11 protein-coding genes are annotated in these 16450 nt (G+C 63.2%); 5 read left to right on the forward strand and 6 right to left on the reverse strand.

Going from position 1 to position 16450, the window contains the following annotated elements; all coding sequences use genetic code 11:
* Positions 1–400: 400 nt before the first annotated feature.
* The 3 genes from A9975_RS29720 (at position 401) to A9975_RS29730 (ending at position 7003) form a co-directional block, all read left to right on the forward strand.
* On the forward strand, positions 401–4066 hold the full coding sequence (locus A9975_RS29720) for a hypothetical protein (protein ID WP_183035871.1): 3666 nt from the start codon (positions 401–403) through the stop codon (positions 4064–4066).
* A gap of 496 nt (positions 4067–4562) precedes the next feature.
* Positions 4563–5510 (forward strand): DNA-binding protein, encoded by a 948-nt coding sequence (locus A9975_RS29725; protein ID WP_183035872.1) that lies wholly within the window; start codon positions 4563–4565, stop codon positions 5508–5510.
* The gene (locus tag A9975_RS29730) at positions 5507–7003 is read left to right on the forward strand and encodes a tyrosine-type recombinase/integrase (RefSeq protein ID WP_183035873.1); all 1497 of its coding nucleotides are present in this window, start codon (positions 5507–5509) and stop codon (positions 7001–7003) included. The genes A9975_RS29725 and A9975_RS29730 overlap by 4 nt, the downstream gene beginning before the upstream one ends.
* Before the next feature lie 367 nt (positions 7004–7370).
* Here A9975_RS29730 and A9975_RS29735 read toward each other — a convergent pair whose 3' ends face one another.
* A complete protein-coding gene (locus tag A9975_RS29735; RefSeq protein WP_183035874.1) occupies positions 7371–8318 on the reverse strand; it encodes a LysR substrate-binding domain-containing protein in 948 nt (315 codons plus the stop codon).
* Between the two features lie 242 nt (positions 8319–8560).
* Between A9975_RS29735 and A9975_RS29740 the strand changes: the two genes are divergently transcribed.
* Positions 8561–9985 (forward strand): MmgE/PrpD family protein, encoded by a 1425-nt coding sequence (locus A9975_RS29740; protein ID WP_183035875.1) that lies wholly within the window; start codon positions 8561–8563, stop codon positions 9983–9985.
* A 79-nt stretch (positions 9986–10064) separates the two neighbouring features.
* Positions 10065–11111 carry a tripartite tricarboxylate transporter substrate binding protein gene (locus A9975_RS29745; RefSeq protein ID WP_183035876.1) on the forward strand — a complete coding sequence of 349 codons (1047 nt, stop codon included), beginning with the start codon at positions 10065–10067 and terminating at the stop codon, positions 11109–11111.
* A 215-nt stretch (positions 11112–11326) separates the two neighbouring features.
* Here the strand turns inward: A9975_RS29745 and A9975_RS29750 are convergent, their stop codons facing one another.
* The 5 genes from A9975_RS29750 to A9975_RS29770 form a co-directional block, all read right to left on the reverse strand.
* Entirely contained in the window at positions 11327–11992 is a 666-nt protein-coding gene (locus A9975_RS29750) for a hypothetical protein (RefSeq protein ID WP_183035877.1), read from the reverse strand.
* A 74-nt stretch (positions 11993–12066) separates the two neighbouring features.
* A complete protein-coding gene (locus tag A9975_RS29755) occupies positions 12067–13125 on the reverse strand; it encodes a phosphotransferase (protein ID WP_183035878.1) in 1059 nt (352 codons plus the stop codon).
* A complete protein-coding gene (locus A9975_RS29760) occupies positions 13122–13901 on the reverse strand; it encodes an SDR family NAD(P)-dependent oxidoreductase (RefSeq protein ID WP_183035879.1) in 780 nt (259 codons plus the stop codon). Before A9975_RS29760 ends, A9975_RS29755 begins: the two co-directional genes overlap by 4 nt.
* Positions 13898–15088 carry an acyl-CoA dehydrogenase family protein gene (locus A9975_RS29765; RefSeq protein WP_183035880.1) on the reverse strand — a complete coding sequence of 397 codons (1191 nt, stop codon included), beginning with the start codon at positions 15086–15088 and terminating at the stop codon, positions 13898–13900. Before A9975_RS29765 ends, A9975_RS29760 begins: the two co-directional genes overlap by 4 nt.
* Positions 15085–16431, reverse strand: a complete 1347-nt coding sequence (locus A9975_RS29770) for an acetyl-CoA hydrolase/transferase family protein (protein WP_183035881.1) — start codon at positions 16429–16431, stop codon at positions 15085–15087. Before A9975_RS29770 ends, A9975_RS29765 begins: the two co-directional genes overlap by 4 nt.
* Positions 16432–16450: the final 19 nt, after the last annotated feature.

A 16450-nucleotide genomic window follows, 5' to 3' on the forward strand; every position in this document is an offset into this window, starting at 1 on the left:
CCGCAAAGGTTTTAGTCTAGATGCCAGCGACCCCGGTTGGATGCAGAAGAACCTCGCAAGGGCATCCACATTAGGCAGCCGACTCGGTTGACCTGGTGATCGTTTGCCTATCTCAGCTTGACAAAGTGACCGCCCTCGTGGACGCGCAGGCAAGATTCCTGCGGCCGATCACGAGCGGTCGCTCGCTGCGATGTCTCTTTCCCAGTTCAACTGTTTTTCAATAGATATTTCAATCAGTGACAGTCTGGTAGGGAAGGACATTCGCTAGCGCGAGAGAAAAGCCTTACCCAACGTCAACGCTTTTACACGCTCGGAAAAATGGAGACGGTAAGATGCGCGGCGGAGACACTAGAGAGGGGGAGTCGTGGCTGGAGTCGAAGAGGTGCGTCCGCTTGAAGGCATGCGGGCGCCGCTGAAGGTGCGCCTCGAGCTGAGGCAGATGTTCGAGCGCTGGTTGTCGCGGTCGCCGCAACCGCGTCCCATCCTCGGGCCTGACGGAATGGTCGACGAGGTGAGTCTCCTCGACCTATGCCAGCACTACCGAATGGAGTATCCAGGCAGCGCAGAGGGCGTTGCCAAGACCTGGGACGCATCGGAGCAGCGCATTGCAGGCGGCGGCCTGACGTTCGACGACCTCGCGCGTTTGGGCTGGGTGCTCTTTGACGGAGGCCGCTGGGTTATGCAGAACCCGCCTCTAGGCACGTTCTCGCACATCAACTACCCGAGCCAGAGCACGAAGACTTTTCTGACGGGGCTCGGCAAGGCTCGGCTTGTCGCGAAGAATGACACGCCGCCTCAGGGCGCCAAATCGCTTGCTGCCAGGGTCGAAGACTTGCTCGACCAGCACATTCCTACCAGAGACCCGGACTGGCTTGCAGGCCGGCTGTGGGAGCGACTGTGCCCGAAGCCGCAGCCTCGCGCCGCGGATAATGGTGGCACCGCGATGCTGGCAGCGACTCCCATCGTGAACGAGGCTAATGATTCGCCGGCCGTGCTAGAAGCTGAGGCCGAGGCTGTCGACAGGGCCTTCTTGGAGTGGGCTGCGTGGTGTGACGTCCTCGGCTGTGCCGGCAGATGGGACATTGGCTGGGGCTTCACTGAGATGCGGTACTGCCGTGAGGCGGCTAATCGAGTCTTGGACCGCCAGGCCCTTTGGGGAGCATGGGACAACGATGCTGCACGCTACGCGGACGTGCTCGAAAAGACGTTCGCGATTCCTCAGGACCAACTGCGGTTTGCCTGGACTGCGAGGAGGGCGCCGCCGCGGACACTGGTGTCTCGGGTCGACTGGCTGACAAGGCCCGATGTCGAGCCTCTGATGATGGAACGGCTCCGCGCGAGCACGGTCAGCTTTGCATTCGGCCTGCTTTGCTCCGAGCTTGAGAAGACCGGCATTGGTCCGGGCATCACCGCGGCGGCGGCGACGGTCCTATCGTTCGCAGCCGACCATCCGATGGCTATGCAGCAATTCCTGTTCCGAGTCAATGCCGTGCCAGCGCTGTTGGTGGACATGCTGATGCACCAGCGCATTGCCTGCCTGGCTGCCAAATTTGCCATCGAGTGGCGACCAGAGTCAGGGCGGGATAGTGACCGCAATGTGAGCCGCGAAGCCCAGACCAAGACGTTTGCGGTCCAAGACTCGCTATCGCTCCTGGCTTACCACCTGGATGAGGGCACGCTTGACCTCGAGGAATGCGCGTCGTTGGTTACTTGGTGCTATGCCGGCGGCGCTGGCAGCGGGCGGGCCGTTGCAGATTCGAGGAGGCCTATTGGGCGACAGCTTCTCGGGATGGTCGCAAAGGAAAAGGAAGAAGTTCAGTCTGCGGTTCTGCAAAACCTCGTGGACCAAGCGGCCTACGAGGACAACGTGCCCCGGGCGCGCTTTGCGGGAGTGCTCGACGGACTGAACTGCCTTTCGAACGCGCCGGGTGCCGACGCTTTCCCAATCGTCGCACTGTATTCAAAGTTTGCGCGTGATCTGCACCTAGAATGGACCGACGCGTCCAGTTTGTCTGCTGAACTGGCCGCGCGACTTGTCGCGACTGCATTCGCACAAGCACCGTCCGACCGAAATGCGCTGCTAGTCCCATTCGATAGTGCGAAGCTGCTGCGAGAGACGCCGGACGATGAGAGGCCATTCCTGCGCTCTTCCATTGCTCAGACCTTGAGGGGGCACGTGCGGTTGCTCGCACGCGCCGTCGCCGGTTGGCCTGACGGAGCCGCGCCGACGGAGCTCAGCGACGCATTCCAAGCGCTCATTTCGCGCAGTGTCATTGAGCATGCCGAGAAAGGGCGCGTCGGAGCCCTCACGGACAGGTACAGCCCGAGCCGCTTTCTTGCACGTGAGGAAGGCTCGCCAGCAAAAGACCTCACAGCCGCATGGCGAAAGCTAGACAGCAATAATAAGGAAGCCATGCTGCAGGCGCTTGCTCAGTCCGACGACCCGGTGCTTCTTGCCGAGCTTTGCCAGCACCTGCCAGAAGCGGCGAAGCCCGACATCCAAGCGAGGTTGCGGCAACTGAAGCCGGGGGAGGCTTCAACGCTTTGGACCTGGCCAGAGCTACAGCATCGCGTCGGGTCCCTGTTGGTCGCTGGCGAATACGGGCTTGCCCGGCAGCACCTGGATGAAGCCGAGAAGGACTTAGACCGCGCGCCATCGCAGTTCCGGCTTAGCCTTTTTGGCCTCGGACTTCAGCTGCTTCTGAAGGAGAAGAACTGGACTGCACTCGATGTCGCGGTCGTCCCATCGGCATTGGATGTACCCACGACGCGACAAGCACAAGACCAACTGGACTTCTACAGGGCGACCTCCCAACTGCTGCGCCCGTGCGGCGATCTGGCAGGTGCTCGGGTCGTGCTGAAGCGGCTCGCAGCGCGACCCGGTGCGGCCTCTGCATACAATGAGAACGCCTTTGCGGTTGCCATTCAGCAGCTTCTGGGACCCACCCTTCATCCGTTGACCGGTGCGGACAAAGTTTCCGGCGAGGGCCTGCTTGCGGAAATCAACGCTGCGGTCGCCGCGGACGGGCAACTAGCCCGCAGCAACTTGCTCGCCAACCGTGCGCTGCTCTTGCTTGCCTTGCAAAGGCCAGACGATGCATTGGAGAGTGTGGCCGCGCGTCGTCAGGAGACGCGAAGTCCAGATCTCGAGCTCATCGCCGTACTTGCAAAGTCCGAGCAGGGGTTCCGGGTCGAGGCGATGGCGATATTGGACGCTGCTATCACAGAGTTCGGTAATGATGACCGGCTTATCGCAGTCAAAAACGACCTCCAAGCTAGTGTCGCTACGCCCAGTGTCGCTTCCGCAGCTGTTGCCGTCGACTCGATTTCATCCATCCGCGCCGCCTTGCAGCAGTTGACCGAGCTTCAGCCTTCCCAGGTTGGTGACGTACTTGGCCCCCCCGGCCGCGGAGTTCGAGGCTATCTCGTACGGCAAGTATCACGTGCCGTTGCCGCGCTTCAACACATGGCGGCGATGCTGCGTGACCGTAAAAATCCAGAGGACGAGGCAAGGCTCGAGAACGACCTCAACACCGCCGTGCGAGAGGTTCTGGGAGCCTCGCTCGCAGTGGCCAAGTGGGATGTGGGTGACCAGTCGCTCGGAGGAGCAACTTCAAACGGCAATCCCGGCGAACGGGACGCCGTTATCCGGGTATCTGGTCAGGAAATATCCATCTACGAGGCGCTCGTCTGCTCCGGACTCGACAGGACTTATACTAAGGCACATTTCGACAAGCTGTTGTCGTACGGCGTCTGTGACATCTATTTCCACGTCACTTACTCGTACGCGAAGGAAGTAAAACCTCTCCTCGGCTATGTCAGACAAATGCTCGAACATGAGGTTCCTCCCGGTCTTGCATTCCTTGGCTGCGAGTTTCTGGGGCCTCCCGATTACGAAACAAACGGGTATATCGCCACCTATCGCGCCGACCACCGGGAGGTCGCTGTGGTGTTTTTGATTGCAGACCTTAAGGTCCCCCGGACTCCGGTGGCTGAGGCGGCTGCTTCAAAGGTCCAGCCAGCGCGCTCGCCAGAACCAACGACTGCTTTGCGACAGTCAGCGTGAGTACGTCCGCCTGCGCAGGCCGACCGCTGCACAACAGACATGACAGTGGCAGCCCTAGCGACAGCACTGGGGCGGGAGTGGCCCCACCGTCCCAGGCGGGCTCATTCTGCCGTACGGGCCAAGGAGGATGCCGGGCAAGCGTGAGGCCGCGGATTGTTCAACTATGAATGAACAAGGTCACCGATAGTTGGGGTCCCCTTGATTTTGCTGCAATTTACCGGGGTAACGACCCCTAGCACCCACGCGGGTTTCCGGGCGATGCCCTGCTGAAACCCCAATCAAATCAGTCACTTGCTGACTGGCCTTTTTCCTCCTTCCTTCCAAAATTTGTGAGCCCAACCGGGGCGCCCTGCCAGGTTCAGCGGCGCCTCACGGGTCGTTTTGGTCTGATAATAAGATTTATCCGTCTTACCTTGCTTTCATCCATCAATAAAGGGCCATCCTAACGCTAGCATTGTGCGTAAGATATACGACAAACTCACGCCCGGAAGCCGCCATGCCCCGCCTCGCCGCCACCCTCGATGAGATCCGCGCCACCGTGCTGGCCATGCTGACCGAGGCCGGCGACGCGGCGCCGCCCACCGCCGCGCGCTTCCGGCGCGCGGTGTCGGTGCGCAAGCTGCGCGCGCGCCTGGGCGGCGGCGACCCGGCGACGCTGTCGCGCACGCTCAACGCGATCGAGGCCGAGGTCGTGCGCGCGGGCCTGGCAGAGGTCGCCATCCCGGAGCTCCCGCCCGAGATCGCCGAGTCGATGCGCGCGCTGTGGCAGGCCGCCGTCGCGGTGCAGCTCGACGAGGTGGTGCTTCTGAAGCGCGAGGCGCAGGCGGCGGTCGAGGCCGCGCAGGCCGCGCGCGCCGAGGCCGAACTGCGGGTCGAGCTGCTGCGCCAGGAGTTGACCGAGGTGCGCGGACAGCTGGCTGCGCGCGATACCGAACTGGCCGAGGCGCGCGCCGCGCTGGCCACGATGACCGCCCGCGCCGACCAGTTGACGAGCCGGGTCGGCCCGTTGGAAGCGGCGCTGGCGACCGCGCAGGAACGCGCCACGGCGGGCGACCGCTCTCACGCGGAGGCGGTCGCCACCATCCAGGCGCGCTACGAGGCGCTGTCGAAACAGTTGCTCCAGGAGACCGCGCACCAGCGCGACGCGCTGCAGGCCGAGCGCGGCCAGTTCACCTCGCAACTGAAGTTCGCCGAGCGGCGCCTGGCCTCGCTCGAGGACGTGCGTGGGCGCCTCGAGGCGGACCTGGCCAGCGAGCGCGCCGCGCGCCAGACCGCTGCCGGCGAGGCGAGCGCGCTCAAGGCGGTGACCGCCAGCCAGCGCGCGCAACTGGACGAGCTACTGCACGCCACGCTCGCGGCCGCGGCGCCCGCTGCCAAGGCCGCCAGGCCCGGATCGGCCAAATCGGCGCCCAAGGCGAGCGCCAAACGAGGGGCCCAGTCATGAACCCGGCCGACTGGATCGACACGGCCACGATCCCGCCGCGCCCCCTGCCGCCGACGGTGGAGGCCGCACTGGCCTACCTGGCCGAGGTGCTGGGGCACCCGGTCTACGCGCACTGGACGCTGGCGCGCGTCAAGCGCCGCTACGGCTCGCTGGCCGAGGCCAAGGCCGCGCAGCCGGCCGTGCTCAAGCTGCTGCTCGCACACGACGCGGCGGTTGAGTACTGGGAGCGCGGGCGCTTGCGCACGGTGCCGGCAGACCAGGCGCCAAGCCCGGAGGCGGTGCTGGCCCGAGTGTTGCACACCCACCGGCGCCGCTTTCAGCGCGCGGCAGCGCCGACTGCGACGACGCTGAAGGCAACATCTGCGCCGGCGGCACCGGGCCCGTGGCTCGCGGATCAGGACGCGCGCACCTTGGCGTGGCTGGCCCGCGCCGGGCGCTTCGCCCAGCCGCATGCCGCCACCAACACGCTCGGCGCGACCGATGACGCCCAGGCGCTGGCGCTGTTCCTGCGCGACCGGGCCGCCCGCTCAGCCCACACGCGGCGCGCCTATGGCGCAGAGCTGCGTCGGCTGATGGCCTGGTGCGAGGCGCGTCAGCTGGGGCCGCTGTCCGACCTGAGCCGCCAGCACCTGCTCGCCTACCGGCACGCGCTGCAGCACGGTGACGACCGTGGCAATACCGTCGCGCCCGGCAACCGGCCGCTGGCGGAGGCGACCCGCAGCCGCGCGTTGGCGGTGGTGGCGAGCTGCTACCGCTTCTGGTACGACACCGGCTACCTGCACGCGAACCCGGCTGCGGGCCTGTCCGCGGGCAGCCGCGCCCGCGCCGGCTTCACGCCGACGCGGTGGCTGCCGCCGGCGCTGATGGCCGCCTGCGATGCGTGGTGCGCGATCCCTGTGCCAGACGGCGCTGACGCGTTGGTCGCTCGGCGCCAGCGCGCCATCTGGGCACTGTTCCGCTATGCCGGCGTGCGCCTGGCGGAACTGGCCTGGTCGGCCGAGGCTGGGCTGCCGCGCCTGGAAGCCGAGACCCTGGGACGCTGGACCTTGTACGTGCGCGGCAAGGGCGACAAGCGGCGCGCCATTCCGCTGCCGGCTGCGTGCGTGGCCATCGTGCGTGCCTACCGGCTCGCGCGGGGCCTACCGGCCGAGCCGCCGCCGCATGAGGCACTGCCGCTGATCCACGGCAACAAGGGCGAGGCCCCGCAGGCGGCGGGCCTGTACCGGGAACTCAAGACCCTGCTGGCGGCGGTCGCGGCCGGCCTGGCGGATAACGACCCGGCGCAGGCGCTGCTGCTACGCAAGGCCTCGCCGCACTGGTTGCGGCACGCCTACGCGCGCACACTGGTGGTCGACCACCAGGTGCCGCTGCCCGCCGCGCAGGCGTTGCTCGGGCACGCCTCGGTGCAGACCACTGCCGCCTATGCGAAAACCGACCTGAGCCGGCTGCGGGATTTTGTCGATGCCACGTTTACTGAGGATGTGCCGCAGTGATCTGTCGGACTGGCGTATCGCTGGTCTGTCATGGCAGCGCAATCCCGAGCGCGGCATAGAACGTCGCAGCTCGCGCTGGCGGGCCGCGGCCGTGCGCGCCGCAGACGCCTTTTCTCAGTCCAGTAAGGAGACTATGTATTGAGATCGTTGGCTTGTCGCCCCGGCCAGCGGCGGATCAATTGTGCAGGTGACGCGGCGCCTTGTCGGGGTCATACCAAGATGCGGCCTTATGCGCTGCAGAGCATAAGGCTTTATCTTGGCTGGAGGCCTTGTCGGCCCGAATCAGATGGCTCAGAACGACCCTTCTGGGCCGTTCAAAGCTTCCACAACTCGATGGCGGCTATCCGAGTCTAGCGGTCATCCGCGCCTACTGTCGCTCCGGCAGTGGATCGACGCTTGGATGGGTTCTCTTGCGCTGACGGAGACTTTTCTGTGACGAGGCAAAATGCCTGATGCCAATCAGTAGCGCCTCCAATCCCGGCGCAATGCGCTCGCGGTTCCACACAAAATAGGCGTAGCGACGGGGCAGGCTCTGGCTCAATGGCAGAAAGACGACGCCGGGCAACGCAATGCGCGCCAGCGACTCAAGCACGAAGCCTATGCCCAGGCCACGCGACACCAGATGTAACGTACTCATGGCCCCCTCCGATTCAAAGGAGATGTGGGGGTAAAAGCCGGCCATGGCGCATGCGCCGATCAGTTGATCATGGGTGTTTGGAGCCCGGTCGCGCGTGGGGATGACGAAATGTTCGTCGCGCAATAGTTCAATGTCGATTGTCTTGTGACTGGTCAGCGGGTGACCAATGGGAAGACACAAGACGAAGCGGTCCTCGAACAACTCAATGGACTCCAACCCTGTGGGAGGGACGGGGAAATTCAGCAGTCCCGCGTCGAGCTGGCCGGAGCGCACGAGGTCGGTCTGATTCTGCGAAGTTGTCTCCCGCATGACTATCTCGATGTCGGGATGCGCTAGGCGACAGTCGAGGATTACCCGGTCCAGTCCGGACTGCAATACCGGGCCGGAGAACCCGACTTCGATATGGCCAGCCTTTCCCTCGGCCAGCGAACGGGAGAAGTTCTCCGTGCGCGCAGCATAGCTCAACATCTCGCGCGCGGACTTCAGCATCAGTTCGCCTGCCTGGGTGATGCGAACCATCTTGCTGTCCCGGTCGAAAAGCCGTACACCAAAGTGCTCTTCCAGTCGCGCAATACTACCGCTCAAGGCTGGCTGGCTGATGCACAGCCGCTCGGCGGCGCGGTGGAAATGCATGTCCTCTGCGAGGGCCACGAAGTGGCGAAGTTGCCTGAATTCCATAAGTTGGCGCAGCAGCAGAACGATAAGAAAAACGGATCGTCAGATGGGAAATTGCGATTGGACTGTCCTCTAACCAGTCTACACAATTCCTCGAACGCCCGACTAGTGCTGAACGTACCCTGGATTACACGTGGACGGGCCACAGATCGTCTAGGTGCACAACGATAAATCGCATTTTTCGCTGCACCTCGACGGACATCCATAACGATCAACAAGAGCCGGCTTTCGGCTCGGGAGAAATCATGGCCACCATTGTCGAAAAGCTGGGCAGCTTCGCCTCCGAAACTCGCTTCGAAGATCTTCCGGATCACGTCGTGGAGGAAAGCAAGCGCCTGCTGCTTGACGCGGTCGGATGCGCGCTTGGCGGTCACAGCCATTCAAAGGGAACCATCGGTATCGAGTTCGCGCGCAGAATCGGCGCCGGCACTGCCGGGGCGCAGGCCACGGTTCTTGGTACAAACGAACGGTTGTCCGCCGTCGGGGCAGCATTCGCCAACGCTGAACTCACCAATGCCCTCGACTTCGATGCCATCCTGCCGCCAGGCCACGTAAGCCCCTATGTGATACCAGGGGCGCTGGCCGAGTCCGAGGCGCGCGGCGGCTCTGGCAAGGACCTGCTGAGCGCCATCGCGATCGGTCACGAGATTTCCTATCGGATCGCCAAGGCGCTCGACTATCTCCGCGACGTCAAGGACGGCAAGATATCTCCGCCGCCCGTCAATGGCTTTTCCAGCACGGTATTCGGGGCGGCTGCGGCGATCGGCAAGGTAAAAGGCTATTCGCCGGAGATGACGGCGAGCGCTATCGGCATCACCGGCAGCATGTCACCAGTCAATGCTCAGTGGTCCTGGTCGGTGCACTCGCCCACCGCGTCAGTGAAGTATGCGGTGGCCGGGGCACTGGTGCAAGCGGCTATGACGGGCGCTTGGCTCGCCGAACTGGGCCATACCGGCGATGTTCAACTGCTGGACGATCCCGATTGCGGCTGGCGAAGAATGATTGGGAGTTCGCGCTGGGCGCCCGAACACATCACTGCGGAGTTGGGTACCACATGGCGATTTCCGGCTGAGCAGGCTTACAAGCCATATCCCCATTGCCGGATTCTGCATGCGCCGCTCGATGCCCTCGCCGAGATACTGGAAGGCAACGATATCCGGCCCTCCGAGATCGACGGCATTAAGGCATGGGTCGAAGGTTTCGTTATGCAGCCGTTATGGCTGAACCGCGAGATCACGCACGTGACGCAAGCGCAATTCAGCATTGCGCATGGACTGTCGGTCGGCGCCCATCGCATTCCTCCGGGCAAAGCATGGCAATCGCCTGAAGTGGTATTCGATCCTTCCGTGCTTGATCTGATGGACAAGATCGAATGCGCGGTGCATCCCGACTACGAGACGCTTCTGACCAGTAATGCGGCAAGCCGTCCGACACGCATCGAGGTTCGTGCTCGCGGAAAGTCTTTTGTCGCGGAACGGCGGTATCCCAAGGGAAGTCCGTCACCCGATCCTGCCACGACGATGTCAAACGAGGAACTCGCTGCCAAGTTCGCGCGCAATGCCGAAGGTGTCATTTCAGAGCGGAATGTCGACCAGTTCATTAACGGCTTATGGAAGCTCGAGTCGATGGTCGATGTGAGGGAACTCTTCCGGCTGGTGGCGAAGCCATAGAGGAGGGCGCATTTCAACACGGTAGTCTGCAGGCAGTCGCGGTAGTCAATCAATATCCAAAATAGAAGGAGACGGCATCATGAGACCAGGAAGCGGCGTTTTGGCTGATACCAGGAAACGACAACGCATTGCTACGGAATACTCGCGACAGCGGCACACGCGAGGCGCGATCTTGCTTGGTTGTGTGCTCGCAGTGTCGAGCGCTGCGGGAATGGCGTCCACGGAAAGCTACCCCGACAAGAGCAAGCCGATCAAGATGATCGTTGGTACCGGCCCGGCTAGTGCAGTCGACATGCTCGCGCGCGCGCTCGGCAAGAGTATGTCGGATGAAGCGGGGTTGAACGTGGTGGTTGAGAACAAGCCCGGCGCCGAACTGTCGATTGGCGTGCGCGCGCTGATGTCGTCGCCGCCGGACGGTTACACCCTCATGGTGACAAGCAGTTCGTCGCAGACGCTGAATCCGGTCATCATCCCGCATCTGAAATATGACCCGGTGAAGGACTACACGCCGGTCGCCACCTTGGCTAGAACGGCGCTGGTGATGAATCTCGGTGCGAGTACTGGGTCGATGACTGCGCGCGCGTTCATTGAGGCTGCCCGAAAAAACCCCGGCAAGTACACCTGCGCAACTGGCTCGACTACGCAACGGATGGCCTGCGAAATGTTGAATGCCATGGCCGGCGTCAAATTGCTACCGGTACCTTACAAGGCAACGTCCTCGGCCATGACCGCCCTGGCGGGTGGCGAGGTCGATGTGATTTTCGTCGACGCGGGCTCAGCCAAGGCCCAGTGGCAGAGCGGGCGCGTTCGTGGTGCGGCTGTCACGGGTGAACGCCGGATTCCGGGCTTGCCAAACCTGCCCACTTTGCGTGAAGAGGGCGTGTCGGGTTTCAACATGTCCGCCTGGTACGCGGTTTATGTTCCCAACCAGACGCCTCCTGCGGTGGTGGCGAAAATCCGCGATATCGTCCGGATTTCTGCGAAATCCCAGCCTTTCACCGAGGTCATGTCCAGCTATGCCATGGAAAAGCTGGATCTGACGCCGGAGCAGATCAACGACATGACCCGCGATGAGATTCAGACCTGGACCAAGGCCGTGAACGAAAAAGTTAAAGTCCAAAACTGATGGCCAAGGTCGCAAACTGATCCAGCGGCGGAAGCAGGCCCCAGCGGCGTACCTGGGCGCCTGTTTCGGAATTTTGTGTCGGGGTCTCTCGTGCGCGGGTATGGTCCTCGCGGATACATCGAGCAGGGCGAATCGCCGGAGAGCGAGCGATGGAGTCCGAGCCACTTTGCGAGCCAAAAGTCAGCGATGTGAGGATACCGCGCTTTCGAACCACACTATTGTCTTGGCTTGACAACCCACATCGCAAACGGGGCTGCGGAATGCTTGTACCGAGTCCAAACGGCCTTGCAGGCATTGCATTGATACCCCAGCGCTTCCGAAAGCAGGCCCTGCCCAATTCGACGAAATGACTTGCCGGAGATCGGCCGCAACGCGTCGTGACCGCTCTCGCGGCGTGCATCGACGCGAAGATGTTCGCACAATCGACACAATTCGCTGGTGAGAGAAGGGGCATCTGTCCAGCCCATGCCGCCGCCGGAACGGGCGCCAGCCGGGGTAATTGGAACAACCCTGTTTTCCGACAACATGGCGGGCTTGCTCTTTTGCGTGCGCATGCGCCGGATCGCTGCCCAGTAAAGCGCCCTGACTGAGTCGGATCCCGTGTTCAGCGCTGCCTGTCTGCAACGCTCCCCTTGATGGTGGAGCGATAGGCCGAATTCCGCCGCAGACGCGAAACAAACAACCCGACCGCGCGCGTCTGCTTGGTCGATCAAGTAGTCGATGAGGCGTATCACGCGCGCCATGTAATGGCCATCGTCATCGCCATCGCACACCTGCTTCATTGCGCATTCCTGCACTTGCCTGGTCACCGCCCGAACCTCTTTCTGAAGTTCGGCAAATGCCACAGAAAGCGCCCGGAACGATTTGCCCTGGCTGTGCATGTTATCTGTTGGTGGCCGTACGTCGGTATCTGGCAGGGGGCGTTGGACGCTACAGGTACATCGGGACTAGCCGCCTACAAACCGGCTGCGTACCGCAATGCACACCGCCAGCCGATTTCGGCAAGCGGGTCCGCCTTGAGCGAGATGTCACCGGCATCCGAGGCGGCAGCCGTGCCGTCGGCAGCTCGCTGACCGATCCCTCGCAGAATCGCAGCCATGCGAAACAGGTTATAGGCCATGTAGAAGTCCCAGTGATCCGCCGCCTTTCGGCCGGTGGACTGCGCATACGCCGCCACATAGCGCGATTCGCTCGGAATGCCGAGAAGATCCAGATCCAGGCCGCCGATGCCTCGCCACAACGACGCAGGAATGTGCCAGCTCATGCAGTGATAGGCGAAATCGGCAAGGGGATGACCCAGCGTCGAAAGCTCCCAGTCGAGAACGCCGATGACTTGAGGCTTCGACTGATGGAATATCAAGTTGTCCAGCCGAAAGTCTCCGTGGACCAGCGTCGTTTCGTCACCAGGCGGAATATGCTCGGGCAGCCAGTCCATCAGCCTGCGCATTGCATCACCCATGGGAAGTGACGATTCCACGCTCTGTCTGGACCAGCGGGAAATCTGGCGCGCAAAGTAATTGCCTGGTCGACCGTAGTCGGAGAGGCCAACACTTGCTGGGTTGACAGCATGCAGTCTGGCCATCACGCGATTCATCTCTCCATAGATATCCGCACGCTCCGCGGCGGACACCCCTGGCAGCGACTGATCCACGAGCACGCGCCCTTCCAGCCAATCCATGACGTAAAACGGCGTGCCGATGACCTCCGTGTCGTCGCAGTAGACATGGACGCGGGGCACTGGCACATCGGTGCCCTGCAGTGCCGCCAGGACGCGGTACTCCCGATCCACGGCATGGGCCCCGGGAAGCGTCGCGCCGGCGGGCTTCTTGCGAAGCACATAGCGGTCACCGCCAGCGTGAAGGATGAAGGTGGGATTGGACTGCCCGCCGGAGATTGCCTGGACTTTAACGTCCGACGTACGGAGCAGTCCAAGCCTGTGCAGATACTCGCCCAGCCGCTTCACGTCGAAGGGCGCATGCAGGGGCGCATTCGAATCCGGAATCGCGTTGCTCATAGGGAACTCACCAGATGACCACCATCCACGGCCAGGCACGCACCGGTCATGGCACTCCCCGCACGGCTGGCCAGCAGCAATACCGGGCCGTCGAGATCCGTCAGTTGCAGGAAGCGCCTGCTCGGAATGCGGGAGCGAAGTTTCTCGCCGCCCTCGCTTTCGAGAAATTCGCGATTGAGGTCCGTGACGACGTAGCCGGGCAGCAGGGCGTTCACCCGGATCTTGTGACGTGCGAGCTCCAGTGCCATCGACTTCGTCGCCTGGATGATCCCTGCCTTGCTGATTGCGTAAGGCGCTACCCCACCCGCGACGCGCTCGCCGAGGATGGAGGCAATGTTGACGATGGCGCCTTCCTTGCCGGCCGCCACGAGGCGCCGGGCTGCCTCAGTCGCGACGAGCCATGCACCCTTGAGGTTCGTCGTCATGACCTGGTCCCAGTCCTCTTCCGTCTGAGCGAGGAGCGCGCGCGTGACCGTGACGCCCGCGTTGTTGACGACGACATCGGGCACACCCCAATCGGCGCACAGTTCGTCAAATCCTTGGGTGACGCTGTTCGCCAGCGTGACATCCAGCGTCAACGCCCGTGCCTGGCCGCCCGCCGCCTCGATGTCCCGCACGCTGACCGCCAGCTTGTCGGCGCGCCGGCCGGCAAGCACCACGCGCGCTCCGGCGGCGGCAAAAAGACGCCCGAAGTGCTGGCCCAAACCACTTGACGCCCCTGTTACGAGAACGATCTGGCCATCCAGTCGAAGCCGATCGAAAACTGACACGCTCATGCCGACTTGCCTCCCTGATTGTCGCTGGTCGCCGCATGCACGATCTTTCGCGCCATGCTCCAGCGGTGTACTTCGCTGGGACCGTCATAGATGCGGAACGCCCGCATGTCCGTGAAGATGCGCATCACTTCCTTCTCGCCCGTGACACCCTGGCCTCCCAGAATCTGGACGCAACGGTCCACCACGCGCCACTGCGCTTCAGAACAGACGACTTTCGCCCGGCTGGATTCGAAGTTGCAGCGAGCGCCCTGGTCGAGCAGCCACGCGGTGTGCCAGATATGCAGACGCGAGGTCTGCAAGTCCATGTCATTGTCGGCAAGCATGAACCCTACGCCTTCATGTTCGGCAATGGGGCGGCCGAATGCCTGGCGCTTGCTGGCGTACGCCACGGCAACGTCGTGGGCTCTGCGCGCCTGACCGAGCCAGCGCATGCAGTGAGTCAGTCGCGCCGGAGCCAGACGGACCTGTGCGTAGCGGAAACCCTTCCCCGGCTCACCGAGGATGTCCTCTTCGGGCACGTACAGATTGTCGAAGCGCAGTACGCCGTGTCCTCCCGTGAAGCAGGTGTCCATGGCATCCATGTTGCGCTCCAGCGTGATGCCCGGCTGATTCATGTCCGCCAGGAACATGGTGGCGGTGCCGTCCTCCATGCGTGCCATCACGATGACATAGCTGGCGCCGTCGGCACCGGTGATGAACCATTTCGTACCATTGATGCGGTAGCCTTTCCCGTCTCGCGTCGCTGTAGTGGCGAGCATGCCAGGATCAGCGCCGGCGCCAGGCGAGGGCTCCGTCATCGCGAAGCAGGAACGGGTCTTCCCCGAGACTAGCGGACGAAGCCAGCGCTCCTTCTGCACGGCCGACGCCACCTCGTCCATGAGGTGGATATTTCCCTCATCCGGCGCGTGGATGTTCAGCGCGGTGGGGCCCAGTTTCGAATATCCCGCCTCCTCGAACATGACCGCTTTTGCGATATGCGAGAGTCCCATGCCGCCCATCTCGACTGAGGCATGGGGCGTCAGCAGGCCAGCTTCGCGCGCACGCGCGACCAGATCGAGACGCAGGGACTCGTGCGGGCCATGGGCGTCCTGCCGAGGATCGGATTCCATCGGGATGATCACGTCGCGAATGAATGCGCGCGTGGTGCGCTGGAGCTGCTGCAGTTCCGGGGTGAGTGCAAAGTTCATGATTGATGTCCCGTCAACGATGCCGCGCGTTCCGGTGCGGCTTTCCTTTGGAAGGCTCCCGCCCGCTCGACCAGGGCGTCCCGGTGATCGGGGTGGGCAATGGCGATCATGGCCCGCACCCTGTCGGCGAGCGGACGGTCTTTCAGTCGGGCTACACCCCATTCCGTCACAACATACCCGACATCCGAGCGGGGCGTCGTGACCGGTCCGTTGAGGTCGGCCACGATACGGCTGACGCTGCCCCCGCGCGCCGTGGACGGCAACGCCACGATGGACGCGCCGCCTGGCGAGCGGGCCGCCGCGCGGAGGTAATCCAGCTGGCCGCCCACCGCGCCGATGTAGCGGCCGCCGCTCATCTCCGCATTGACTTGTCCGGTCAAGTCGACTTCGACGGCGGAGTTGATCGAACAGAGCCGGAGTTGCCTGGCAAGCGACTCGGGGCTATGCGTGACGTGCGTTTCCGCAAGGCTGATCTGCGCATTGTTGTCGGCGAACTCGAACAGGTGCCGCGTTCCGAGCAGGGAGCCCACAACGCTTTGTCCCACATGCGAACCCTTGCGCGCGTTGGTGACAACGCCTTGCCTCATCAAATCCGCGAGCCCATCGGTCAGGATGCCGCCGTGGACGCCCAGATCCTTGTGGGTGGCGAGGGCGCGACAAACGGCGTCCATTACACTGCCGACGCCCATCTGCAGCGTGGCGCCGTCCTCGATCAGCCCCGCCACATGGGAGGCGATCCTGTCGCTGATGTCATCGCGCGCGGCGCGCGGCGCTTCGACCAGTGGCAGATCGCTGCGCACCACATGATCAATGCGCACATCATCCGGAAGCAGCGCGCCTGGCGAAAACGGTGCGTGGGCGTTCACCTCGGCAATCACAACACGGGCGTTGCGGCTGGCGGTCAACTGGAAGTCACACGCGACACCGAGGCTGTATTGTCCGGCGCCGTCCGGCCGGCTGAGCTGAAGCAGCATGACATCCGGCCGCAGCGTACTCGCCAGCAGGGCAGGAAGCGCCGAGTAGTGGACCGGATAGATGTCAAGCAGTCCGGCCCGGGCCAAGGCCGACGTATCGCCGATCGCGCCGTAACCTTCGAAATCGAACCAGGCAGCATGCTCGGGCTTGATCAGCCCGGAATAGCTGCCAAAAACGAACAATTTGAGACGCCCGAACCTCGCGTGCAGCCGTTCGCCCTGATTCAGCAGTTCGCGGAGCAGGCTTTGCGGCTCCGAGCAGGCTTGACCGAAGCATATCCTGTCGCCGGGGCGGAGGACGGATTCAAAGGGAAAGCCTTCGGCACTCGCAGGCGCGTTGGCGAAGAATTGTCGATTCTGGCGGGTCATGGGTTGCATTCCGTTCGTT

It is taken from the genome of Cupriavidus sp. UME77 (assembly GCF_014170355.1).
Taxonomy (GTDB): domain Bacteria; phylum Pseudomonadota; class Gammaproteobacteria; order Burkholderiales; family Burkholderiaceae; genus Cupriavidus; species Cupriavidus basilensis.

Coding starts and splice junctions, on each gene's coding strand:
- A9975_RS29720 (WP_183035871.1), top strand. CDS start 401: ATGCGGGCGCCGCTGAAGGTGCGCCTCGAGCTGAGGCAGATGTTCGAG.
- A9975_RS29725 (WP_183035872.1), top strand. CDS start 4,563: ATGCCCCGCCTCGCCGCCACCCTCGATGAGATCCGCGCCACCGTGCTG.
- A9975_RS29730 (WP_183035873.1), top strand. CDS start 5,507: ATGAACCCGGCCGACTGGATCGACACGGCCACGATCCCGCCGCGCCCC.
- A9975_RS29735 (WP_183035874.1), bottom strand. CDS start 8,318: ATGGAATTCAGGCAACTTCGCCACTTCGTGGCCCTCGCAGAGGACATG.
- A9975_RS29740 (WP_183035875.1), top strand. CDS start 8,561: ATGGCCACCATTGTCGAAAAGCTGGGCAGCTTCGCCTCCGAAACTCGC.
- A9975_RS29745 (WP_183035876.1), top strand. CDS start 10,065: ATGAGACCAGGAAGCGGCGTTTTGGCTGATACCAGGAAACGACAACGC.
- A9975_RS29750 (WP_183035877.1), bottom strand. CDS start 11,992: ATGCACAGCCAGGGCAAATCGTTCCGGGCGCTTTCTGTGGCATTTGCC.
- A9975_RS29755 (WP_183035878.1), bottom strand. CDS start 13,125: ATGAGCAACGCGATTCCGGATTCGAATGCGCCCCTGCATGCGCCCTTC.
- A9975_RS29760 (WP_183035879.1), bottom strand. CDS start 13,901: ATGAGCGTGTCAGTTTTCGATCGGCTTCGACTGGATGGCCAGATCGTT.
- A9975_RS29765 (WP_183035880.1), bottom strand. CDS start 15,088: ATGAACTTTGCACTCACCCCGGAACTGCAGCAGCTCCAGCGCACCACG.
- A9975_RS29770 (WP_183035881.1), bottom strand. CDS start 16,431: ATGACCCGCCAGAATCGACAATTCTTCGCCAACGCGCCTGCGAGTGCC.